At 41.5% G+C, this 23,436-nt stretch carries 18 protein-coding genes, 2 tRNA genes and 1 pseudogene; 11 read left to right on the top strand and 10 right to left on the bottom strand.

All coding sequences use genetic code 11. The features are described from left to right. The first annotated feature begins 32 nt into the window (after positions 1 to 32). The 11 genes from Q0791_RS09820 to tssF all read left to right on the top strand — a co-directional run bounded on the left by Q0791_RS09820 (position 33) and on the right by tssF (position 15,240). The gene (locus Q0791_RS09820; protein WP_299005470.1) at positions 33 to 3,650 is read left to right on the top strand and encodes a DUF2169 domain-containing protein; all 3,618 of its coding nucleotides are present in this window, start codon (positions 33 to 35) and stop codon (positions 3,648 to 3,650) included. Beyond that, the gene (locus Q0791_RS09815) at positions 3,637 to 4,692 is read left to right on the top strand and encodes a pentapeptide repeat-containing protein (protein ID WP_299005468.1); all 1,056 of its coding nucleotides are present in this window, start codon (positions 3,637 to 3,639) and stop codon (positions 4,690 to 4,692) included. Before Q0791_RS09820 ends, Q0791_RS09815 begins: the two co-directional genes overlap by 14 nt. A gap of 1 nt (position 4,693) precedes the next feature. Continuing rightward, positions 4,694 to 5,359, top strand: a complete 666-nt coding sequence (locus Q0791_RS09810; protein WP_299005465.1) for a DUF3540 domain-containing protein — start codon at positions 4,694 to 4,696, stop codon at positions 5,357 to 5,359. A 29-nt stretch (positions 5,360 to 5,388) separates the two neighbouring features. Next, a complete protein-coding gene (locus tag Q0791_RS09805) occupies positions 5,389 to 5,607 on the top strand; it encodes a PAAR-like domain-containing protein (RefSeq protein WP_299005463.1) in 219 nt (72 codons plus the stop codon). A gap of 24 nt (positions 5,608 to 5,631) precedes the next feature. Then, the gene (locus Q0791_RS09800; protein ID WP_299005461.1) at positions 5,632 to 6,393 is read left to right on the top strand and encodes a hypothetical protein; all 762 of its coding nucleotides are present in this window, start codon (positions 5,632 to 5,634) and stop codon (positions 6,391 to 6,393) included. Positions 6,394 to 6,441: 48 nt separating this feature from the next. Next, complete coding sequence (gene tssJ / locus Q0791_RS09795) at positions 6,442 to 7,014, top strand: type VI secretion system lipoprotein TssJ (protein WP_299005459.1); 573 nt, start codon at positions 6,442 to 6,444, stop codon at positions 7,012 to 7,014. A 15-nt stretch (positions 7,015 to 7,029) separates the two neighbouring features. Further along, positions 7,030 to 8,397, top strand: a complete 1,368-nt coding sequence (gene tssK / locus Q0791_RS09790) for a type VI secretion system baseplate subunit TssK (RefSeq protein WP_299005527.1) — start codon at positions 7,030 to 7,032, stop codon at positions 8,395 to 8,397. Between the two features lie 2 nt (positions 8,398 to 8,399). Then, positions 8,400 to 9,059 (top strand): DotU family type IV/VI secretion system protein, encoded by a 660-nt coding sequence (locus Q0791_RS09785; RefSeq protein WP_299005457.1) that lies wholly within the window; start codon positions 8,400 to 8,402, stop codon positions 9,057 to 9,059. A gap of 98 nt (positions 9,060 to 9,157) precedes the next feature. After that, on the top strand, positions 9,158 to 12,577 hold the full coding sequence (locus tag Q0791_RS09780; protein WP_299005455.1) for a type VI secretion protein IcmF/TssM N-terminal domain-containing protein: 3,420 nt from the start codon (positions 9,158 to 9,160) through the stop codon (positions 12,575 to 12,577). A 2-nt stretch (positions 12,578 to 12,579) separates the two neighbouring features. Beyond that, a complete protein-coding gene (locus Q0791_RS09775; RefSeq protein WP_299005452.1) occupies positions 12,580 to 13,377 on the top strand; it encodes an AMIN domain-containing protein in 798 nt (265 codons plus the stop codon). A gap of 150 nt (positions 13,378 to 13,527) precedes the next feature. Continuing rightward, complete coding sequence (tssF, locus tag Q0791_RS09770) at positions 13,528 to 15,240, top strand: type VI secretion system baseplate subunit TssF (protein WP_299005449.1); 1,713 nt, start codon at positions 13,528 to 13,530, stop codon at positions 15,238 to 15,240. Positions 15,241 to 15,593: 353 nt separating this feature from the next. Here tssF and Q0791_RS09765 read toward each other — a convergent pair. From Q0791_RS09765 to Q0791_RS09720, 10 genes and pseudogenes are all read right to left on the bottom strand, one after another. Further along, positions 15,594 to 15,759 (bottom strand): annotated as a pseudogene (locus Q0791_RS09765) (endonuclease III); the annotation flags it as partial. Positions 15,760 to 15,936: 177 nt separating this feature from the next. Next, complete coding sequence (gene nth, locus Q0791_RS09760) at positions 15,937 to 16,578, bottom strand: endonuclease III (protein ID WP_299005446.1); 642 nt, start codon at positions 16,576 to 16,578, stop codon at positions 15,937 to 15,939. 6 nt (positions 16,579 to 16,584) lie between these two features. Continuing rightward, positions 16,585 to 17,280, bottom strand: coding sequence for an electron transport complex subunit E (locus tag Q0791_RS09755; RefSeq protein WP_299005443.1), 696 nt, complete (start codon positions 17,278 to 17,280; stop codon positions 16,585 to 16,587). 106 nt (positions 17,281 to 17,386) lie between these two features. Then, complete coding sequence (gene rsxG / locus Q0791_RS09750) at positions 17,387 to 18,022, bottom strand: electron transport complex subunit RsxG (protein ID WP_299005440.1); 636 nt, start codon at positions 18,020 to 18,022, stop codon at positions 17,387 to 17,389. A 28-nt stretch (positions 18,023 to 18,050) separates the two neighbouring features. Next, complete coding sequence (rsxD, locus tag Q0791_RS09745; RefSeq protein ID WP_299005437.1) at positions 18,051 to 19,103, bottom strand: electron transport complex subunit RsxD; 1,053 nt, start codon at positions 19,101 to 19,103, stop codon at positions 18,051 to 18,053. 3 nt (positions 19,104 to 19,106) lie between these two features. Next, positions 19,107 to 21,785 carry an electron transport complex subunit RsxC gene (rsxC, locus tag Q0791_RS09740; RefSeq protein WP_299005434.1) on the bottom strand — a complete coding sequence of 893 codons (2,679 nt, stop codon included), beginning with the start codon at positions 21,783 to 21,785 and terminating at the stop codon, positions 19,107 to 19,109. Further along, positions 21,779 to 22,351 carry an electron transport complex subunit RsxB gene (gene rsxB, locus Q0791_RS09735; protein ID WP_299005431.1) on the bottom strand — a complete coding sequence of 191 codons (573 nt, stop codon included), beginning with the start codon at positions 22,349 to 22,351 and terminating at the stop codon, positions 21,779 to 21,781. Before rsxB ends, rsxC begins: the two co-directional genes overlap by 7 nt. Then, positions 22,351 to 22,929, bottom strand: coding sequence for an electron transport complex subunit RsxA (gene rsxA / locus Q0791_RS09730; protein ID WP_299005428.1), 579 nt, complete (start codon positions 22,927 to 22,929; stop codon positions 22,351 to 22,353). Before rsxA ends, rsxB begins: the two co-directional genes overlap by 1 nt. Before the next feature lie 317 nt (positions 22,930 to 23,246). After that, a tRNA-Asn gene (locus Q0791_RS09725) sits at positions 23,247 to 23,322 on the bottom strand. A 38-nt stretch (positions 23,323 to 23,360) separates the two neighbouring features. Beyond that, positions 23,361 to 23,436 (bottom strand) — tRNA-Asn (locus Q0791_RS09720).

The following is a 23,436-nucleotide window of genomic DNA, read 5'->3' as shown; positions in this document are numbered from 1 at the left end:
TAATATAGCGTAAAGGTATGAAATTATAAGGTATGAGAATAATAAAGAGTAATGAACATGCCATCCTTCTTGTTCCCTTTGAGTTGAATGGTAAACCGCACTTTTCCATAAGTATGATTTTAGGGTTTGATTTATTGAATTCCAATCAAGCTGTTGATGAGCAATCATTGTGGCCAATTGTCACAGAAAGTCTAAATGGTGAGATATTTGACGCAGGCTTACCTAAAGTGCAAGCGGAATGGTTATTATCGGGAAAGGCTTTTAGTGGTGAAACACCGAGGAAAGTTGTTCGTGTTGCCGCTTCTTTGGCAGGTAAAGAAAAACAATTAGATGTGTATGGAGATAGGCACTGGGTACGTATTAAAGATAAATTGGTCCCAAGTGATGCTCAGCCTTTTACTGAAAAAGCCTTGACTTGGAAGGCTGCTTGGGGAGGAGAGAAGGTTGCCGAAAATCCCATAGGTCAAGGAATATACGTTGAAAATGCGCCTTTAGCTAATGTTTTTTATGCAGACAATAATAAAGAGGTTGTATCTGAAAGCCTGCATCAACAACCCGCCTCATTTTTACCATTAGCCATCGATCATCCTATTCGTGCTGCCTGCATGGGCACTTACAATGATACTTGGTTTAGAGAGAAGTGGCCTGCTTTTCCTAATGACTTTAATTGGTTGTTCTTTAATCAGTCTTCTCAAGATCAGCGCGTTGAGGCTGATTTTGTTGGTGGGGAAGATTACCGCTTAATTAACCTTCATCCTAAGTATGAAACCATCACAGGGGTATTACCTTGTCATCAGCCTCGTGCCTTTATTCGCCATGCACTTGAAGCTAATCAATATGCTGTTTCTGAAGTTAAATTGCAAAGCGATACGGTTTGGTTTTTCCCAGAAAAGCAATTAGGAGTGATGATATTTAGAGGGGCGATTGCTGTTAATGATGCCGAAGCGTTAGATGTTAAAGATGTACTTCTGGTTTCCGAAGAATATCAAAGTGAGCCTAAATCACTCGCTTATTATGCGAATTATATTGCGAATTATAAATTATCAAAGGCCATGGAGCCGGAAAGTGTCAAAGCAGCGAAAGAAAAATTTGCAGAAGCGAAAATTTTATTAAAAGATGGCAAGAAAACCTTAAAAGACACACCCAGTTATATTGACTTTAAAGTGGCCCAATCAAAAGGTGAGATACCTAAACCTAAGACGTCGATTGACAATTTAATCGCCCAAACACCAAAGCGTCTTGATGCAAGCATGCAACAACTTATCGATATGAAAGCAAAATTGGCCACTATGCCTGTTCCGCCAGATGCACTTGCGAGTATTGACAGAGGGATCACAAAGTTTGCATCCATGAAGTACCAAATGCCGGCCATGGATGCCCAAATTAAAAATGTGCAAAGTGAAGCGGTTAAGGGATTAAAGTCAATTAAATTACCCAAAGCAACGACATCTGATTCAGCCATTAAATTAGCTAAAGCGGAAAAAGAGATTGCAGCGAGTATTGCTAAAATTGAGTCCCCATTGGCTGATAACCCTTGGCATGACGAAGCAAGCCAATTGATTGCGTTAGCGATTGAAGGGATGAAGCCGAAAGCAAAAACATTAACCTCTGCGGGATTACGTATGCTTAATAGCCAAAAGCTTATGCTAGGTTATTTAGCATCACCGGTGTTATATCGCAGTGAACAATGGGGGCTGGAAGCTGGAAAAGTATTAACTGTGCCTGCGGGGTGGCTGATCCCAGAATATCGAAAGGGTGAATTCAGTGCATTGATGAGTCGGCCCAGTTTATTCAATGCAGATAATAGCGTTTGGCTTGAAGGCAGTGAGCCTCAGGGGTGGCATAGTGATATTGTGCCTGGTAATCCTGTGATCCTTTGTCAAGATAGAGCCATGGGCTGGCTATTGGCTCAAGATTTACACATGATGGCGAATGTGATTGAAATGCCAAGTGTACAGGAAACCTTGTCTGATGAGGCTCAGGCGGCTATTGATGAATGTCATGTCTTGTTTTTATATGGAGAAGGCATAGAAGATACTGCCCCATGGTTAGAGGCTTTTCCTGATCTTAGCGTGATCGCCTTGAAAGATGATATTTCAATACAGAATGCTTATCGAAAATCCATTGATTTATTATCTTGGTTTAGTGAGTTATTACCAGTTGATAATGATATGGCGGCTTTGATTGAGTCGACGAATAAGCAGCAAGAGAAACCGCCTTTACCTAAAGTGGATATTAACGCCTTATATGCTTTTCAAAAAGATAAATTATCCGCTGAAATGGGGATCCCTGCAGGCATGACGCCTGAACAAATGGTGCTTTCGCAATTTGAAAAGGCAAAGTCTCAGTTTGATAATGTACCGAATGCGGCAACCCGTGAAAAAGTATTGAATGCACTGAGTAATGTCAAAGCGCCTGCACCAAGTGGTTTGTCTCTTGCGGCTGAAGTGAAAAAAATGGGCAGTGATGCACAAAAGGCCATTGCAACAGGAAGTAAAAAGATCACCGATAAAGCGGCATTGGATAAACTCAAAGCCGCTGGAGATACTTTCACAGGTGTCACAGATAAGTTGTCAGCTTTGGCTGAAGAGGCTGAGCCTAGGTTGGCGCAATTAAAACAGCAAAAAACCGATAATCAACGTTTTGAAAAACTGACTCGAGAACAAGTTATTGACTTTCATGAAAAAGGTTTATCTTTTTTTGAGAAAGATTTATCGAATGTGGATTTGTCTATGTTAGATTTATCTGGTGCGGATTTTTCTCGTTCAATATTAAATGAAGCGAATTTTACGCAATCGAATCTAGAAAAGTGCCAGTTTGCTAATGTGATTGCAAGTAAGGCTATTTTTGATAAAGTGAATGCCCATGGGGCGTCATTTGAAAAAGCCTTACTAGGTGAGAGTCAATTTAAGGAAGCGCAGTTATCCAGTGCCAATTTTAAAAATGCGATGGTGAAAGCGGCTGATTTTAGTGATGCTAGCATTCAATATGCGAATTTAGAGAATATCATGGCGGTTAAAGCGAATTTTTCGTCGGCCAAATTTGATGATAGCATATTAACAAAAGGCGCATTTTTACATGCCAAGATGGACAATGTGAGCGCCAAACGAGTCGATGCTGAGCGGATCAAGTGCTTTAAGGTTTCTGCGTTGAAAAGTGATTGGCAAAATGCGAAATTGCCTTCAGCTCTTTTTTGGGGGGCGACAATGAATGACGCTAATTTCTCTGGCTCCGCTATGGTCAATGCGCGTTTTGGCACTGCGTCCTTGGTGAATGCCAATATGAAAGAGTGTGATTTGAGTCAGGCGAATTTAGCCGATGTTAATTTATCTCATGCCAGTTTATGTAATAGTGATTTAACCCGTTCTTATATGGGTAATACTCAAGCTGTTCAAGCTGATTTTAATGGTGCTAATTTAAAGCGAGCCATGTGTATGCGCAGTGATTTTACAGGGGCGCAAATGAATGACATGAACGCTATGCAAGCGAACTTTATGCGTTCGACTTTAACGGCCGCATCGTTAAATCGAAGTAATTTATACAATAGTGATTTACGCAATGTGGTCGTGGGCAGTACTCAAGTTAAAGGGTGTAACTTCAAGGCAACCTTATTAGCGAATAAGCAGGAGTACTTGAATGAGCAAGACTGAACTTGTCGATAATTTGCAGCGTCAATGCCATCATCAAAATGTCAATTTTAGTGGACAAGATTGGTCTGGTATTACATTAAAGAAAGTGATTTTTGTTGACTGTGATTTTACTCAAGCTAATTTATTCGGGGTTAATTTCAGTCAATGCCGTTTTAAAAATTGTGAATTTGCACAAACAGTTTGGTCAGCAAGTCAGCTTAAAGGGGTCATTTTTGATGAGTGCCGATTCCATAATGTCGATGCTGAAGAAATACAATGTAAGCAAGTCGCATTCACGGCATGTGAATTAGAGCGAGTGAACTTTAATGGGGCGGTACATCACTTAAGTGTGTTTAAAGAGGGCAGCGCAAAACACATTGATTTTTGTGCTACTCGTATAAGAACCTTAGCCATGACGGGAACGCAGCTTTCGCATATTCATTTTATTGATACCCACATTCAAAAATCAGCTTTTCAAAAAGTGACCTTGACTGATTCTATATTTGTGCGCACCCATTTTGAAAAGTCTTCGATATCCAATATTGATTTATCGACAAACCATTTTGAAAAAGTGCACTTTTTTGCCTTACAATTGAATGAATGTGATTTACATGAGGTGGATTTAAGCGATTGTTATTTAGCCCATTGTTATATCAATCAAAGTGTGTTGACGGGGGTTAAATTACGTAGTGTACAAGCCAGTTTTAGTGCCTTTATGGGCTCGGACTTATCGAGGGCTGATTTAGAGGCTGCGGTATGTAATGGTTGTTGTTTTGAAGGTGCTGATGTGTCTCAAGCAAATTTGACTGGCGCGAATATATCTCAGTCTATTTGGACTTCGGCGGTGGCTTACCAAACGTGTTTCAAAAATATAACCGCGGAGTATGTTGATTTTGCCCATGCAAATTTAACGGAAGCGAATTTTAGCGGGGCTTATTTAATGGGAGCAAAGTTTCACCAGACGTTAATGCAAAATACGTATTGGGGAAATGCAAATAAATTAGGTGCGACTGGGACAGATCCGGATAGAGCTGAAGCAGAGCAATGGTCTAAAGGGGTGTAAAATGAATGCAATACCATTTGTGAAAGGCAGTTTAAGTCATTTTGAGATGGAAACGGGAACGGTTGTGTCTTTGTCTGAAAGTACAGCAACGGATAGAGGGCATATTACCGTCTCTGTGGTTGGCAAACCCTGTTCGGTTAAGTTGGCTGCTGGGTGTTTATTACAACCCAGTGAAGGGGATCTTTGTCTTGTGGCTATCGATAAGAATCATCAAGGTTGGTTGTTGTCAGTCTTAATACAGCAAGATCCTAATCAAGCTCAAATCAATCATCAAGGCGATTTATCATTCAGTGTAAAGGGTAATCTACACTTATCGGGGAGCGATGTGTCGACCCAAGCCATGAATAATATAAATTTGCAAGCGGATGCGATTACCAGTAGTAGTCAAACGTTAGCAGTGCAAAGTCAAGATGCGAGTTTAGTGGCGAATAAAACCCATGTGATCAGCAAATTGATGAATGTCGTCGCTGATAAAGTGGATCATGTTGTTGAGATGTGGCTTTCTCGTTTAGGTGAACGTTTTCAGGTTATTCGTGATCATGATGAGAAACAAACAGGCAGTAGTCGTCATTTAGTGGAAGGTGAGCTTCAGGTGCATGCTGAAAATGTGGTGACTACTGCAGATGAGCAAATGGTGCTGGATGCTGAAAAAATCCATTTAGGCTAGCTTAATGGATTGAATTAAGCTAGGAGAGAATGGTGTTTGCAAATACGACGTTAGGTGGCATGAATGTATGTTTTCCTGATGTTTGTAATACACTTGTAGGGACTGCTGTGAGTTCTATTTCATATTCGAATATATTCAAAGGCACTATGAGTAATCCTGCAACGGCTACGGTGAATGTGTTGATGGAAGGGGCGCTGACAATTCATCAAGCCTCTATGGTGACTCTGGGTGAAAGTGCTGGTATATAAATAACGTGTTTTAGGGGATAATTCATGAAAAAAAAAGTTTGGATCAGTGCATTTGATAGGGATGAAGCTGCCTCTAAAGCGACGTTTACTGCGCTGCATAAATATGGTTTGGATGTGAGCGGTCATTTTTGGCCTGAATATGACGATAAAAAAGGGTGGGAACTGCCCACTGAAGAATTAAAAACAGCAGATGTTTGGGTTATTTTGATGTCTCCAGCATCATTAAATAATGCACAGAATCGTTTTTCATTGAATTTGACTTTAATGCAAATAAGGCTGTTGAAAGGGGATGCTTTTCCTGTGTTTATTACTGGCATCGCGCAAACGGATCTTGTGTCGGCATCGACATATATTTCTGCGTGTGAATTTGTCAGTAGCGCGGTTTTAGGTGTAAAAGTGTTAGCCTCTACTACTAAGGCTTTACCTGTGATTGAGCCTGAGTATCGACTTAATTGCCATGCTATGATGGGAGTGGGAACTTGGTTTGAAGTGGGCCCTATGAATCAAGAGTGGTCAGGTGCTATGGTTGCACTCAACGGAGCGGAGATTGATGCTCACGGTGTGGGGCCTTCAGGTAAACTACCACAAAAGGCAATCTTGTCTTATCCTTACAAGGGAATGAAATTGGAAGTGGATGGCATTGAGTTTGTTGGCTGGGGTGTCGAAAACCCGTTAGCTGCGGGAGAGAGTTATTATATTCGAATTAAAGGGATCCCTGAGTCGATGTTATTTGGCGAAAGCCCGATTAAGAATGAGAATGCAGACTTGTATCGGTGTTATTTTTAGTCATGTTACAAGACTCGATGTAGAAATAATATTTTAAGGAACAGTATTATGTATCGATACCTCATTTTTTTTATCTCAATATTCTTGGTGGGGTGCGCCAGTGAGCCTAAACCGCAAACGGCTGGTACACCTGCCTCTAGTCCGGATGCAATAAAGTGGCAGTGGCAACCTAAAGCAATAAAAATGAGTGTTTCATCAACGGATAAATTGAACTGGTATGACGGACAAGCTCACAGCTTAATGGTATGTGTCTATCAGCTTTCTGATAAGGCGAAATTTGTCGAATATGCTTCAACGGCTAATGGTATCAATATTATGTTGGCCTGCAATCGTTTTGATAACAGTGTGACGCAAAGTGAACGTATTTTTTTACAACCTGATTCAAAATGGATAGGCAGTTTTGATCGTTTCGATAAAACGAAATTTTTTGCTGTGGTGGCGGGCTATGCCAATAAAGGATCCAATACGACAGCGATTTATGATGTGCCAGTACAGAAATCTGAAACGGGTATGTGGTGGTGGTCTAAAGATTGGTATACCCCCGAAGTACTCTCTGTATCTTTGACCTTTAATGAAGATACATTACGTCAAAATGATAAAGTTAAAAAAAACAGTAAGTGAGGTCACCATTTGAAAGTGAATAAACAGGTTTACTGGCATCAGGGCTTATTATTACAGCCACAACATTTCCAGCTGGAGTCTCAATTTCATCAGCAAAAAATGTCAAGAACAGCCCAATTACTCCATAATGACATGTGGGGGGTGCTGTCCTTAGAAATACAGTCTAATGCATTATTGGATAAGCGTTTGGTGCTTTCCAGTGGCGAAATCCTTTTTCAAGATGGTTCTTTGTGCAGTATTCCTGATAATGCGGAAGTCATTTCACGTTATTTTGATGATGAGTGGGTAAAAACGGGACAATCTTTTAAGGTTTATTTAGGTTTAAAACAATGGGATAGCGAAAGAAGCAATGTTGTTGAGGTTGATGACTCAGCTTTATCGCCCACACTGGATACTCGTTTTATTGTGAATGAAACGCCTGAAACCGTGCCCGACTTATATTCAAGTGGGGTTGAAGGTCATACTCAACCCTTAAAATATCTATTGAAGTTTTTTTGGGAAGATGAAATCGAAGCGGCAGGTGATTATATGCTTATGCCCATTGCGGTTTTAGAACAAGATGGTAATGACATTCGTTTTCATAAATCCTTTATTCCTCCTTTAGTCAACGCAAGACTGTGGCCACGTTTAGATCACTTATTGGAAGAAGTGAGTGCCAAAGTCGTCTCTAGAGCGAGACAATTAGAGCGTTTTAAACAGCCTAATACACTCGGCCAACAAAGTGCTCAAGGTCAATATGAAATTTTGTTGGCTATTCGTTCTCTTAATCGATGTGCTTGGCTAATACAGAATGTGATTGAAACCCCTGTCATTCATCCTCGCGATGTGTGGTCAGCTTTATGTGAAATTGTCGCTGAAATGAGTAGTTTTATTGTTGATATTTCAGTGGCGGATGATGAACTTAATCAGCGTTGGCCTCAGTATAAACATACTGAACTCAATTATGTTTTTTCTATATTGGTTGAGCAAATTGATCGCTCTTTACAGGGCATTATGGTGGGCCCCGAGTATGTACTTCCTTTTAAGGAGCAAAAAGGGATTTGGTCTCTTTCATTACCCGATGGTTCACTGAAAGAAGAGTATCGCTACTGTATTCTCTTTACTGGCGTGACAGAATCACAGTTTAATGAACAATTATCTCGCATGATCCGTTTATCCTCTACCGGATCATTATCCTCTTTATTGGCGCATGCTGTCTCAGGGATCCCGCTAAAACTGCTTGAAGACAGGCCTATGAGCTTACCGCAAAATGAGCAAGGTGTGTATTGCGAAATTGATGTCTCTTCTCCTTTGTGGAATGCGGTTCGAGACGATAAGAAGTTAAGTATGTATTGGGTTAGTGATGCTGATTGCCAAGCAACACTTTACGTCACTCGAGGCTAATTATGGACATATTAAGTATCTATCAACCCTTTATGTCAGCAGTTCTGTCTGTACATAATGGTCAATATAGTATTCCTGAAAATGACATTGCCGAGTATTTAGATACTTATAGAGAAAAGGCTGATAAAGAAGCCAAGAAGTTGTTTAGTCGAGATGACTTTTTTGATGATGCGAAATTCGCTATCTACACTTGGGCTGATGAGAAATTACTCTTGTCTGAGTGGGCAAAATCCCAACCTTGGGTGCCATTACAAGCACGATTTTTTAATACACATTGTGGTGGTGAAGAATTTTTTAGCCGATTAGATAATATCTTAAGTCAGTTTTATGCTATTGATGATACACCCAATGACGCCTATTCGAAACAAGCCATCAAGAATGTACTCCATGTTTATGCTCGTTGTTTAACGATGGGAGTGGAAGGTAAATATTTTGAAAGTGATAAAAAAGAGTTATTGTCCATTAAGAAAAATGTCGTAGAAGCTTTGGCGCCAGACACAGAAGGGGCATTATTTAATACACTGTCGAAAGTGGATAAAAGTCAGCCTTTAATTCAATGGCGTTGGTTAGACTTTTTTATGTTGATGTTGATTTTGAGTGCTGTTTTGGGCTCAGCACTTATCTTTATATTGTATCAAGTTCTGCTATTTAACTTAGTTTAGTCTTTATGGGGGCAGAATAAGATGAGTCTTGTTATTTATATTCAACCATATGCGATAAATATGTACTTTACTAGTTTACCAACACGAGAGGGCATTTAATGAGGAAATTCTTATGGACCTTATTAAAGGTTCTATTCATCATTATCTTAATTGTGGCTGTGTCTGGCGGCGTTTTCTATTTGGTCTCATTAAAGGCGTGGCCATGGTGGATTGGCGCGGCCATTTTGTCTGGAATTGCTGGCATTGTTGGCTTAATTTATTTAATTCGTGTTTATATTTTAAGGCATAGGGAGCGAGCTTTTGTCAATCGAGTTGTTGAATATGACAACAGTTTGATTGAATCGGCCAAAGAAGAAAACAGGCTCAGACAGTTACAATTACAAGAACGCTGGCTGGAAGGCGTTAATACATTAAGGGATTCAAGGTTAAAAAATTTAGGCAACCCCCTCTATGTTCTGCCTTGGTTTGTGGTCTTTGGTGAAACAGATTCGGGTAAGTCTAGTGCGATTTATCGCTCTGGTTTGACGTCCATTCTTTCTGGTGTCGGGCCTGTTCACGGCGCAAGGCATACGCAAAATTGTGATTGGTGGTTTTTTGAAGAAGCCATTATCATTGATACCGCGGGGCGTTATGCTGTGCCATTAACGGAAAAATCAGATGATGAAGAGTGGTCTGAATTTTTAGCCTTATTGTTAAAATATCGAAAAAAAGAGCCATTAAATGGTTTAGTGATCACTCTACCCGTTGAAAAACTTCTCGATAATAATGAGCAAGCATTACGAGACTACGGACGCCATATCGGTGGTCGAATTAATCGAGTGATGCGTATTATGGGCGCTCGCATTCCGGTTTATTTGATGGTGACTAAAGCCGATATGATTTACGGCTTTTGTGATTTTGCTGAGCAACTCTCTGCTGATGATCAGAAACAGGCTTTTGGTTATACGGCTGAAAATACAGATGATATAACAGGGTTTGTGGATAAAGCCGTCGCAGATATTACCAATAAAGTGGATAATCACCTGTTAGTGTTGGATGATATTAAAGGTGGCGAACGCTTTTTATTGTCTTCTGAGTTATTCGCTTTAAAAGGCGCGTTAAATACTTTTATTAATAGCGCTTTTAGTAGCGGTAAATACCATGAAGCGGTGTTATTGAAAGGCTTGTATTTCTCCAGTGCGGTTCAGCCAGGTGAAGAAAAGAGTCAATTTATTGGTGAATTACTGCCTGATGTGGAAGGGATTGACATTCAAGATGAGAATAAAGGCAGTGGTTTATTTTTGTATGACTTTTTCTCTAGTGTGTTACCAACCCATCGTAATGTCTTTAAACCCATTAAAGAGTTTTTAAGGTGGAAGACAATCAGTGCCAATATCGCATTGGTTACCTTTCTATTATTAACTTTTTGTTTTGTGGCCATTGCCAGTTTGAATTTTTCGAAAGATCATGAGCTAATGGCGCAATTACAGGAACAAGTTCAAGCGAGTAAAACCCCTAATAGTCAGGTGTTAGATGATATTCTGGCTTTGGGAAGCTTGCGCAGTACCATTACGGATGTTGAACAGGCTTATAATAATTGGCCTATTCCTCAGTTTGGTTTAGATTGGGCGCTGAAACGCGCGATTAAAGAGTCAAAAGCATTTTTGGTGAAACGTTTTGCTGATTCTGTCTTGCCTGCAACGGATAAAATCTTATATTCTCATTTAAAACACGTGGAAAAAGAAACGTCATCGCCTATTGTGGGTGATACGATCGTACATCTCGCTTGGCGATTGAAAGAAATTGAAGAAAAGTTGGGCCAAATCCCTCATGAAAAAGATGGATTAGGCTATCAAGAGTGGATGACCTTAGATAAGCGTTTGTTAGGGATTGAGATTTCTTACCAGGCTACTTTTGCCCTTTTGTATGATGCATATATCGGGTGGCAAACGGATCCTGAGACCTTGCAATACTTGGCTTCAACGACGCGCAGTGCGTTAAGCGATGTGGTGTTAAATCGTCAAGATTGGAATTGGATCACCACTTGGGCGGGATCGGCTCATAATTCTGTGGCAGTGGAAGCGGCTGACTTTTGGTCTCAAACATTTAAATCTAATAGCTCTTTATCGGGGGCCTATACCAAAGATGGCTATAGCGCGATTCAAAAACTCATTAGGATTTTAAAGACAACCAGTAATGATAAAACCGTTGAAGTGCAAATCAATCGTTTTTGGAGTTTATATGGCGCGGAATATGTGCAGCAATGGCAAGCTTTTGCACGGCAATTTAATGTATCAACTAAAGGCCTTACTCTTGAAGATAAAAGATTGATCATGCAGCGCATGGCGAGTAAAGATAACCCTTATATGCTGATGCAGAAAAAAATGCTTGAACAATTGCAAGCCATACAGCCTATTTATTCCGTTAATCTTGATGATTTAATGTTATCTCAAGCCATTATTAAGGATTATTGGGAGAAAAAAGAGAATGAGTCGAAAGATATTCAAAAAGGCGTGAATGCCATCATTGGTGCGGTCAGTAACATCTCCGATCCTGTTTATTTTAAGAGAGTGAATGACGGTATTCTTGCTTATGAGCAATTTCAAAAGGGACTCTCTGATATCGTGCCTGATGTGAGTACCATCAATGCCTCATTCAATAGTGCGTCAAAGGTTTTATCCAATAGCGATCCTAAGTCTCCTATTACGCAAACTATGATGGCGGCAGATAGTTTAGATCGAATTTTAGAGGATAAAAATACGCAATTTGATGCGGGTGATATTTATCGAAATAGCGTGCAATTTGTCTTATCTGCTGAGATGGAGTTAGCCGCTTGTGCATTGCAAAATTATTGGGAAAGTGATGTTTATGGTGCTTTAAAATACATTCCCACTGATGAACAAGAGTCACGTTTGTTTACTAAAGGTGGGTTACTGTCGAAGTTTATTGATGGTCCAGCAAAAGGCTTTGTTGAGCGTCGTGCCGATGGTTGGCATCCGAAATCTTTTCAAGGTTTATCCATTCCTTTTAAAACGGACTTCTTTCAATTTGTTGAGAGAGGGGCTTATTTAGAGCAGAAAGTCCAAAGTTCTTATAATGTGACAATAGCGAATGTGCCTATGAGCATTAATGGAAGTGCGACTTTAAAACCTAAATCTGTGACATTAAAGCTTCAATGCGCGTCAGGCGAAATTTCACTTGATAATTATAATTTTTATGCGAGTCAGACATTCAATTGGGATCCTTCCAATTGTGGAACCACAACTTTAGATGTTAATTTCGATGGCTTGAATGTCACTAAGACGTATTCAGGACAGTTAGGTTTTCAACAGTTTTTGACTGATTTTAGAACGGGTCAGAAAACCTTTATACCCTCTGATTTTCCTGTGCATGAGAAGGAGTTGACGCAAATGGGAATGAAGTGGTTAACCTTGAGCTATAAGATTAATGGTGGCGTACCGATTATCGCACTGGCAAAAAGTAATAGTTTAAGTGTGCCATTGACTATTGCCGAGTGTTCAGTAGATTCAGTGAGGTAACTATGAGAGTAACGTACGAACGTATGGTGTCATTGGTATTATTTGGCGTTTGGTTTTTTGTCGTAATCTGTACTGTTTTTATCACTATTTATGGCTCTGGCTACCGGTTAAATACCATCCCTATAAAGTCGGCTATCGAATCTCAATTGGGTATGGGGACGGAATTTAGAGGCTTTGTGGCAGAAAAATATGAGGCATTAAAATCACAATTTTTTATTACGCCTAGTGACAAACAGGCGCCAACAGAGTCACAAACGGCATCTGAACACAATAGTGAGTTCGGTCAGAATGTGATGAAAAATACCCATTCTGTGAAAGAAGAAAGTGTTGCCAGTGCACCGATGAATAATGCGGTTAAACAAGAGGAAGTGACTCAACAAACCATTAGTGAACCCGCAGCATCTGTGCCTGAGACTCAGCAAGCGCCATCGACAGTCACTGATAAAGTGGCTGAGCAAGCAGGAAAAGCGCCGGTTAAGCAAGGAGCTTATGTGACAAACGTGTCTTATAAGGCATCGAATAAGGCGGATACGATTCAATTTCAATTATCTTATCAAAAAGTTAGGTGGACTGGCTTTTTTGTGAATAAGAAAAAAGCTTGGGTATTAGATATTCAAGGGAATTGGGGAATTGATACGAAAAATATTTGGCGCTTTGAAAAAGGGCCTGTAGAAAAAGTAGTTTTAATTCAATATGATGGTTTTGTTCGAAGCGTGTTGTGGTTAAGAGAGTCTGATATGTCTCGCGCACCTCATGTATCCCATAGCGGTAACACATTGAGTGTGAATTTTAGCCGTTAACTGTTTGATGGGGATCTCACTGGCTTATCTTATCAGTGAAGTATTTTATGGTTGAAAGTTGAATTCGCAAAATAAGTTATGAGGGATGGCATTTTTTCACTCAGGCTGCTCTCAGCTTTTTAATGACTGTTTTGATAGGTGAGCAATATTGTGATTAATAAATATTACCAACAGCAATTATCTTATTTACATGAGTTAGGGAAAGAATTTTCACTTAAACATCCCGCATTAGCCCCCATGCTTGCTGGACAATATGCCGATCCTGATGTCGAGCGTTTGCTAGAAGGGAGTGCGTTTTTATCGGGGTTAGTACAAGAAAGGTTAGATGATGATTTCCCTGAGGTGATCCATGGTTTAACCCAGCTTATTTTTCCTCATTATTTGCGCCCCTTACCCTCAGCGACGATAATGCGCTTTAATACTAAACGTGGTGTCACTGATACTGTGACTGTGAAGTCTGGGACTGAATTGGCAGCGAAAGAAGTGGATGGGGTGAGCTGTTTATTTACCACAACGGATGAGATCACCTTACACCCTTTACATGTCAGCAGTGTGAATAAAGAGGGTAATAAACTCTCCATTAATATTACAGTGGATGAGGGGAGTTTGGCTGATTTAAACCTGTCGTCGCTGCGATTTCATATTGCGGGTTCCTATAACCATGCAGTGAATAAATTTTCGGTGATAAACAATAAAGTCAGAGGGCTAGCCTTAAGGGCTGGCGGGGCCAAACGCACCTTAAGCGTTAAAGATCATCTGAAATTATTTCCCGATTTTGAAGATTCACCTTTGCTTCCCTATCCTAAGAACTCCTTTCCTGCTTTTCGCTCTTTACAAGAATATTTTTTATTACCCCAAAAATTTCTCTTCTTCGATGTATTAGGCCTAGATTGGTTGAAGGAATTTGATGGCGTAAAAGGTTTTACAATAGAATTGATGTTGAAAAGTGACGTGGATGACGTTTCATTTACAACCAATGATTTATTACTTTTTTGCGTGCCGGCAATTAATTTGTTCAATCACGATGCCAGCAGTATTTTGCTGGATCATAAGCGTTTAGAGTATAAGATCACGCCCAGTACCCGTGGACATGATGGCTATCAAGTTTATGCGGTTGATAAAGTTGTTGGTTTTGTGCAGGGAAGTGTTAAAGAGCGTGTCTATCAGCCATTTACTATGTTTAATCCCCAAGCTGAGCTGGTGCCTGTTTATTCACTTCGGCGACGAAAAGCAAGATTACATTTTGGATCAGAAGTCTTTTTATCCGTTGCTTATCCGGCGTCAGAGGAAAAAATAAATCGAGAAATGCTATCAATAAAAGTGACCTGCTCTAATGCTTCTTTACCTGAAAAGTTACAATTTGGTGATATTTGTTTGCCGACAGAGTCGTCGCCAGCCTTAGTCGAGTTTACCAATATTCTCACGCCAACGGCTCCCATTGAAAGCCCATTAGGAAAGAACACGCTTTGGCGCTTATTATCACATTTGTACTTGAATCAGTTGACATTAGCCGATGCTGAAAACTTAACGGCATTATTGAAGCTATACGTATTTATTGATACTGCAGATAGAGCAAAAGTCTTGGCCAATACGAAAAGAACAGAGGCAATAAAAGAGGTGTGGATAGAGCCGGTTAATCGGCTATATAAAGGGGTGATGATTCGAGGCTCTGATGTGAAGATTAAGCTAGATCCTGACGGTTTTCCTTGTCTTGGTGATATGTATTTGTTTGGCGCGGTACTTAATCAAATTTTTTCAGCTTATTCTAGTATTAATAGTTTTACTCAAGTGAGTGTTGAAAATCAGCATAATAAAGAGCAGTTTAAATGGCGCCCACAGAGTGGGTTAAGACGGATAATTTAAATTAAAGTGTTATGACGGGTTGTATATTATAAAGTGCTATGACTGGCTGAATATTGTTACGGCTATAGGCTTATTTATCATAGTACCGTAATAGGTTAGAGTCTGTGTCAGGATAGAAAAGGACATGAATACATAAATACAAGAATTGGTGTAAAGGACGATAAATAAGGAGGGTGTGATGCCAACAGAACTTAAAATAGCCATAGGGGCGGTCGTGTTTATTGCGATTCTTTTTTCTCTATTTTTCACTGCGTTGTTTTAATCAAGAGTTAAGTCAAATAACTCTTTAAACACAGACTTGCAATTTTTATGGGAGGCAAGTCTGTGTATTTACGTGTTAAGATGATTTTGCGTTATTCCTCAGGGTAAACTTTATCCTTAAACTCGCAGAGATCTTCGATAATACAGCTGTCGCAGCGGGGCTTGCGAGCGATACAGGTATAGCGGCCATGCAGTATGAGTAAGCAGCCAATGATGAACATTGCTTCTAAATTCGGCGTATATGAGGTTTAACTGCTGTTTCAATTTTAAAATACTGAGCTTGATTAGAAGTAGGAACAATGAGGCTGCAGGGCTATTACGGTGAGCAAATGTGCGGCGAACAAATGAAGGTTATTTCAGGTCGCTTTTTAAACACAGACTCGCATTTTTTATGGGAGACAAGTCTGTGTATTTGCGTATTAAGGCGATCTTGCGTTATTCCTCAGGGTAAACTTTATCCTTAAATTCGCAGAGATCTTCGATAATACAGCTGCCGCAGCGGGGCTTGCGAGCGATACAGGTATAGCGGCCGTGTAAGATCAGCCAATGATGCACATCCACTTTAAATTCTGCGGGGACAACTTTTAGCAGCTTTTTCTCAACTTCAACTACATTCTTGCCTATGGCAAATTTAGTGCGGTTAGACACGCGGTCAATATGAGTATCGACGGCAATGGTGGGCCAGCCAAACGCGGTATTAAGCACTACATTAGCGGTTTTTCGTCCAACTCCCGGCAGGGCTTCTAAGGCTTCTCGATTTTCAGGTACTTCACCATCATATAACTCTATGAGCATGCCACAGGCCTTTATCACATTAACGGCTTTAGTGTTATATAACCCAATGGTTTTAATGTACTCTTTGAGACCATCAACGCCTAAGGCATAAATGCTTTGGGCGGTATTGGCGACGGGGAAAAGCTTATCAGTGGCTTTATTGACACTGACATCCGTGGCCTGTGCCGAGAGTGTGACAGCCACTAAAAGTTCAAAAGGGCTTGAAAAATTAAGCTCCGTTTTAGGGTGGGGATTATTCGCTCTTAGCCGTTCTAATATTTTTCGGCGTTTTTCATTGTTCATGTTGAATTAACTTACTTTTGTGATCCGTGCGCGTTTAGGGGCATCTGGAGAAGTGACGGGATGGCGTTTTGCCCATTGGGTGTCAATGACATTTTTTAAGGCTATCAATAGTCCCATGCCAAGGAAAGCGCCGGGCGGTAGCATGGCGAGTAAAAAGTTGGTATCCACTTGCCAGAGTTGAATGGTTAATCCTTTGGCCCAAGGGCCTAATAATTGATCGGCGCCTGAAAATAAGGTGCCTTGACTTAATATTTCCCGTATTGCTCCTAAAACAGCCAGTACTAAGGTAAAGCCAAATCCCATCATAAAGCCATCAAAAGCGGCTTTGAAGACGTTATTACGAGAGGCGAAGGCCTCAGCTCGGCCGATAATGACACAGTTGGTCACAATGAGGGGTAGAAAGATCCCGAGAGATAAATATAATCCATAAGCGTAGGCATTAATCAGTAATTGCACTGTTGTCACCAGAGCGGCAATGATCATGACAAAAACCGGAATACGGATCTCTTTTGGTACAAAATCCCGCACCAAAGACACTAAAATATTGGATCCCATGAGGACTAACAATGTAGCTAAGCCAAGGCCTAATGCATTGGTCAAGGTTGCTGTGACTGCAAGTAAAGGGCAAAGCCCAAGCAGTTGAACCAGTCCTGGATTGTTTTTCCACAGCCCTTGCCAGGCAATTGTTTTATATTCACTCATAGTGTTGTCTCGAAATTGTATGCTGTTCCACTATTGGCCGTCTTGTTGGCTAATTTGATCGCCGTTCTAGGCGTTTGAGCTACCTTGATAACTGCTTGATATTTAATCATTCTTGTGTCTCGCAGTTGGGTGCTTGTTTGAGTAAGCTTGCTTTATGTTGGTTAAAGTAGTTGAGTGTATTTTTGACGGCTTTGACATAGGCTCTTGGCGTGATAGTTGCGCCAGTAAATTCATCGATATCGCCACCGTCTTTTTTGACTTTCCATTGTGAGGCAGTGCTAGCATTTAACACTCTGCCTTTAAAGGTATTGACCCAATCGGATTTTCTTATCTCAATTTTATCCCCTAAACCGGGTGTTTCTTGTTGCGCTAGCGTTCGTACGCCTAAAACGACGCCGTTTGAATCAATGCCGACAATAATACGAATATTACCGTTATATCCATCAGGGGCAATCGTTTCCATGGCGATGGCGGTTGCTTGTCCCTTGTAGGTGGCAATATAGGCTGGCATGGGATCGCTTGTGCCTAATGCGGCTGGTGCTGTGATACGAATACAGTATTTTGCAATACTGTTATCGTGCAGTTTAGCCGGAATGATCTGTTGTAAAATGCGGCCGAGCTCCTGGGTTTCTTGCTGTTTAATTTGTGCTGAGGTTAATTCATTAACCACTGCGACTAATGCCGTACAGATTAAGGCAAAAATGCCTAAGATTAATCCGTTTTTGATCATGGACTTTTTCACAATGCTATTCTCTTATCGGTGTGTTTCATTAATGACTCGTACGGTGGCCATAGGCCCTAGGTTTAACATAGTAATCAATAAAGGGGGCACAGAGATTCGCGAGTAAAACCGCAAAGGCAAAAGCATCTGGGTAACCGCCAAAGCTACGAATGAGATAGACAAGTGTACCAATCAGAGCGCCAAAAATGAGTCGGCCTTTGACACTGGTCGCTGCGGTGACAGGATCGGTGGCAATAAAAAAAGCCGAGAGCATGGTTGCGCCGCTAAACAGGTGCACTATGGGGCCTAAATGTGAATCAGGGTTCAGTAAAAAGCCGATACTACTGAGAATAAACAGTGAACTTAACACACCTAGGCTGATCTGCCAGCGAATAAGTTTCAGCTTTAACATTGTCAGTCCACCCACAAGGTAAGCCAGATTAACCCATAACCAGCCTACGGGTAATCCATCATGGAAAATGGGGTTGAGTAAACTTTCTTCCAGTGTGTGTCCACTGGATAAGCTGGTTTTTACGGTATCCAGTGGTGTGGCCATAGAGAAACCGTCGATGCCTAATTGATAAGTATCGATACTGCTTTGTGACATAGAGGTAAAAATAAACTGTGCGCTTTGAAGCAGATCGACAGGGTTGAGTGCAATAGAGCTTGGTGGTACCCAAGTCGTCATTTGTACCGGAAAGGCAATGAGTAGCATTACATAAGCCGCCATCGCGGGGTTAAAAATATTTTGTCCGAGTCCACCGTAGAGATGTTTGACTATCACAATCGCAAACATGGTTCCAATAACGATAACCCACCAAGGGGCGAGTGGTGGAATGGAAATCGCTAATAATAACGCGGTAAGTATGGCGCTGTTATCATTTAGTGTTGATTTAATAGGGCGTTTGCGAAGAAAGAGGACTCCTGCTTCGCAAATGAGAGCCACTAACATGGCTAATATAATTTGTATCAAGCTCCCCAAACCAAAGAAGTAGCATTGCACGGCAACACCAGGTAAAGCGCATAATAGAACGCGTTGCATAACCTTGTGAGTTTGATTATGTTGCGTCAGGTGAGGTGACGAGGCTATTTTAAACGCCATCGGTTAATCCTTATTCTCTTGTTGAGCTTGTGCTTTTTTTGCTTTCGCTTTTGCAACCGCAGCCGCTATTCGCGCTTTTTTATCGATAACACCGCTGTCTATTCCTGTACCGTTGGCAACGGACATGTTTTTTGTCAGTGACTCGGTGGCTGATGACGGTATTGCTGGTTGGTGGTTATTTTCAGTTTGAGTGATGTCAGTTTGTGTTTCTTGTTGTTCAAGTAATGCAAGTTGTGCTTTTTTCGCCTTTGCTTTAGCGACCGCGGCAGCAATTTTCGCTTTTTTATCACTGGTGGGATCAGTATTTAGTGACGGCGCAGGCGTATGTGGCTGTGGTGACTGAGATGACTGATATACCTGGAATGCATCAGTATCAAGCGCTTCAGTTTGGCTGACACTTTGATTTGCTTGAGCCTTTTTAGCTTTAGCTCGAGCAATGGCGGCAGCAATTTTCGCTTTTTTATCGCTGGCAGGATCAGTACTGAGTGACGGCGCAGGCGTATGTGGCTCTGGTGATTGAGATGCCTGAAATGCTTGGGATGCATCAGTATCAAGCGCTTCAGTTTGGCTGACACTTTGTTTTGCTTGGGCCTTTTTAGCTTTAGCTCGAGCAATGGCGGCAGCAACTTTCGCTTTTTTATCACTGGTGGGATCAGTATTTAGTGACGGCGCAGGCGCAGGCGTATGTGGCTGTGGTGATTGAGATGCCTGAAATGCTTGGGATGCATCAGTATCAAGAGCTTCAGTTTGGCTGACACTTTGGTTTGCTTGAGCCTTTTTAGCCTTAGCTCGAGCAATGGCGGCAGCTATTTGCGCTTTTTTATCACTGGCAGGCGTATTTGGCTGTGCTGCCTGGGATGCATCAGTATCAAGAGCTTCAGTTTGGCTGACACTTTGGTTTGCTTGAGCCTTTTTAGCTTTAGCTCGAGCAATGGCGGCAGCTATTTGCGCTTTTTTATCACTGGCAGGCGTATTTGGCTGTGCTGCCTGGGATGCGTCAGTATCAACAGCTTCAGTTTGGTTGACACTTTGTTTTGCCTGAGCCTTTTTAGCTTTGGCACGTGCAAGTGCAGCGGCAATTTGTGCTTTCTTGTCTGCTGAATTGACAGGAGTATTTTGATCCATGTGCGGATCGCTTGAGTTTTCTTTATTCTGTTTTGCTTTTACACGAGCCATGGCTGCAGCAATCACATCACTGTCTGTACTTGACATAGTAGCCTTACGTTTGGATGCGGCTTGCTGTTGTTTTGCTTCTCGAGCGGCTTTTTCTGCCTCTAAGCGTTGGGTTCTGGCATCAAAACGTTCTTTGGCTAAATCGGCTTCTTGTTTGTCTTTAGCTTGCTCCCGTAAGGCTGATTTGGCGACACGATAATATTCGACCAGAGGAATATCACTGGGGCACACATAGCTGCAACAGCCACATTCGATACAGTCTTGTAAGTTATAGCTGGCGGCTTTCTCGTATTCTTTTGCCTGAGCATGCCAGAAAAGTTGCTGAGGTAACAATAACGCTGGGCAGACTTGGGCGCACTCTCCACAACGAATACAGGGCTTTTCTTGTTGCTCTGTTTGCATTTCTGTCGGGCTAGGTAGCAATAGGCAGTTGGTGCCTTTAATGATGGGAGCGTCGATGTTAGGCAGCATATAGCCCATCATAGGGCCACCTATGATGATAGGTTGTGAGGAAGTGCCTGTTTGCCCTAAAGCCAATATATGATGGATTGGCGTGCCTATGGGTAACCAGTAATTGCCTGGCTTTGAAGCTCGTCCACCAGTTAAGGTGACGACACGCTCGATAAGGGGCTTATCATCGATAATGGCTTCTTTAATAGCAAAGGCGGTGCCGACATTTTGCACTAACATGCCCAATTGTGCAGGAATGGCACCAGAAGGGACTTCTTGGCCTGTTAAAATTTGTATTAGCTGTTTTTCCCCACCAGAAGGGTACTTAGTGGGCACAGGGGTGATACGAATGTGAGGATGATTAATGGAATGCTGTTTAAGGGCTTTTTCCATGGCGTTAATCGCTTCAGGCTTATTGTCTTCAATGGCAATAATGATGCGTTTGGGTTCAACCAGTTTTTGTATGATAGCGATCCCTGTCAAAATGTCGTGGCTATGCTCACGCATTAAACGATCGTCTGAAGTGATGTAAGGTTCACACTCAATACCATTGATGATCAATAGTTCAATATCACTAACAGGATTAAGTTTAATATGAGTTGGAAAGGCCGCGCCTCCTAAACCCGCAATTCCGGCTTCTTTTATGCGGGCCAATATTTCGTCATTTTGTATTGACTGGTAATGGGGAAGGGGATCTTGAGCGCGCCAAGTATCCAGTCCGTCTGCTTGAATGATACAGCTTAAGACTGGCAGACCCGAAGCATGGTTACTGGCTCGTTCTTCGACGGCCACCAAAGTACCTGAGGTGGGGGCGTGAACGGCGAGATAAGCTGCACTGTGCCCTTGAGTCAGTACTGTGCCTTTGTTGACATGTTCGCCGATATTGACCGCGAGAGTCGCTTGTTCGCCTAATTGAGGTACGGGAACTATGTATTCTTTTGCTAAAGGCAGTGTTGTTATCTTTGTTGTATTAGATAAGGATTTCAACTGTGGGGGATGGATCCCACCTGGGGATTGCCATAGTGTACCGTTATCGATTTGTTCTAGTAAACTTAGCATGACTTATCCTCTTCTAATACAGTGACTGGGATAGAGTTCAGTTGCCAGTTCCAGTTTTTAGGGGTTTGTTTTACAGGGATCATATCAATACAGTCTACAGGACAGGGGGCTACGCAAAGATCGCAGCCTGTGCAATAATCACTGATCACAGTGTGCATTAACTTCCCTGCGCCTAAAATGGCATCAACAGGGCATGCTTGAATACATTTTGTACAGCCAATACATTCTTCTTCGCGAATAAAGGCGACCTTTTTAACGCTGCTTTCTTCTACTTGATTTAAAGGTTCAGGCTCGACGCCTACTAGTGCAGCCAGCTTTTCCATTGTGGCTGTGCCACCGGGAGGACATTTGTTAATTTTGTCCCCAGAGGTAATGGCTTCAGCGTAAGGTCGACAGCCAGGATAGCCACACTGGCCACATTGTGTCTGTGGTAGTAAGGCCTCGACTTGATCTGTGAGTGGATCCCCATCAACTTTGAATTTTTCTGCGGCAAACCCCAGTAAAAAACCGAAACACAATGCTAATAATGTCAGCACTATGACGGCGAATAAAATACCTGTTAACACTATTTAACCAACCCTGTAAAACCCATGAATGCGAGGGACATTAGTCCTGCGGTGATCATTGCTATTGCGCCGCCTCGAAAAGGACTGGGAATATCAGCCGCTGCAAGCCGTTCGCGCATAGCAGAAAATAAGATTAAGACCATGGAAAATCCGACAGCGGCACCAAATCCATAGATCCCTGATTCAAATAAGTTATGATGTTCATTGGTATTGAGTAATGCGACACCTAACACAGCGCAGTTAGTGGTAATGAGAGGTAAATAAATGCCTAAGGCGCGATGTAATGCCGCGCTGGTTTTTTGTACTAGCATTTCTGTGAATTGAACGACGACAGCAATGACTAATATAAAGCTCATCGTGCGTAAATAATCTAAGTCGAAAGGCAGTAGTAAATAATGATCGACGAGGTAACTTAAAATCGAGGCTAAGGTCAATACAAAGGTTGTTGCCATTGACATGCCAATAGCGGATTCAAGTTTACTGGATACCCCCATGAAGGGGCATAAGCCTAAAAATTTGACCAATACAAAGTTGTTGACCAGTACAGTGCTGATCAATAGTAGAAGATACTCGCTCATCTTTTTTCATAATTAAGATAATATTGCCTCTATTATCAGCTTTTCCAGCCCGTTAAACAACACATTCAGAACAAGGTTTAAAGGTTCGCTTCAAAAATAGTCTAAAAAAGCGGTGGAAGTCAGAAAACATTAACAATAGGTTATGTCGTAGTCAGTATTATGATAAGCACAGAGTGATTTTTAGTAAGGAAGGGAGTTAAATAAGTTGAAATGAGATTTTTTCTTTTAAAACAAGTGAGTTACTAATAAAAGAACGGGTAGGATTTGTATTGATAATCTTGCTAATATTAAGAAGATCTATCGATAAATGCTATAAATGGCTCCCCAGACTGGACTCGAACCAGTGACATACGGATTAACAGTCCGCCGTTCTACCAACTGAACTACAGGGGAATCGCAACTTACATTTTAACTTTCACGCTAATAAGCTATGGCTCCCCAGACTGGACTCGAACCAGTGACATACGGATTAACAGTCCGCCGTTCTACCAACTGAACTACAGGGGA

Source organism: uncultured Shewanella sp. (assembly GCF_947495455.1).
In the GTDB taxonomy this organism is placed as follows: Bacteria; Pseudomonadota; Gammaproteobacteria; order Enterobacterales; family Shewanellaceae; genus Shewanella.
The sequence above is the reverse complement of the archived record's forward strand: the minus strand, read 5'-3'. Positions and strand labels throughout refer to the sequence as shown.

Bases quoted from the DNA above. Each gene is read 5' to 3' on its own strand.
- Q0791_RS09800 (WP_299005461.1), top strand. From the start codon at position 5,632: ATGAAAAAAAAAGTTTGGATCAGTGCATTTGATAGGGATGAAGCTGCC.
- rsxD (WP_299005437.1), bottom strand. From the start codon at position 19,103: ATGGCGTTTAAAATAGCCTCGTCACCTCACCTGACGCAACATAATCAA.
- Q0791_RS09815 (WP_299005468.1), top strand. From the start codon at position 3,637: ATGAGCAAGACTGAACTTGTCGATAATTTGCAGCGTCAATGCCATCAT.
- rsxA (WP_299005428.1), bottom strand. From the start codon at position 22,929: ATGAGCGAGTATCTTCTACTATTGATCAGCACTGTACTGGTCAACAAC.
- Q0791_RS09780 (WP_299005455.1), top strand. From the start codon at position 9,158: ATGAGGAAATTCTTATGGACCTTATTAAAGGTTCTATTCATCATTATC.
- Q0791_RS09820 (WP_299005470.1), top strand. From the start codon at position 33: ATGAGAATAATAAAGAGTAATGAACATGCCATCCTTCTTGTTCCCTTT.
- Q0791_RS09810 (WP_299005465.1), top strand. From the start codon at position 4,694: ATGAATGCAATACCATTTGTGAAAGGCAGTTTAAGTCATTTTGAGATG.
- Q0791_RS09755 (WP_299005443.1), bottom strand. From the start codon at position 17,280: ATGAGTGAATATAAAACAATTGCCTGGCAAGGGCTGTGGAAAAACAAT.
- tssJ (WP_299005459.1), top strand. From the start codon at position 6,442: ATGTATCGATACCTCATTTTTTTTATCTCAATATTCTTGGTGGGGTGC.
- nth (WP_299005446.1), bottom strand. From the start codon at position 16,578: ATGAACAATGAAAAACGCCGAAAAATATTAGAACGGCTAAGAGCGAAT.
- Q0791_RS09775 (WP_299005452.1), top strand. From the start codon at position 12,580: ATGAGAGTAACGTACGAACGTATGGTGTCATTGGTATTATTTGGCGTT.
- rsxC (WP_299005434.1), bottom strand. From the start codon at position 21,785: ATGCTAAGTTTACTAGAACAAATCGATAACGGTACACTATGGCAATCC.
- Q0791_RS09805 (WP_299005463.1), top strand. From the start codon at position 5,389: ATGGTGTTTGCAAATACGACGTTAGGTGGCATGAATGTATGTTTTCCT.
- Q0791_RS09785 (WP_299005457.1), top strand. From the start codon at position 8,400: ATGGACATATTAAGTATCTATCAACCCTTTATGTCAGCAGTTCTGTCT.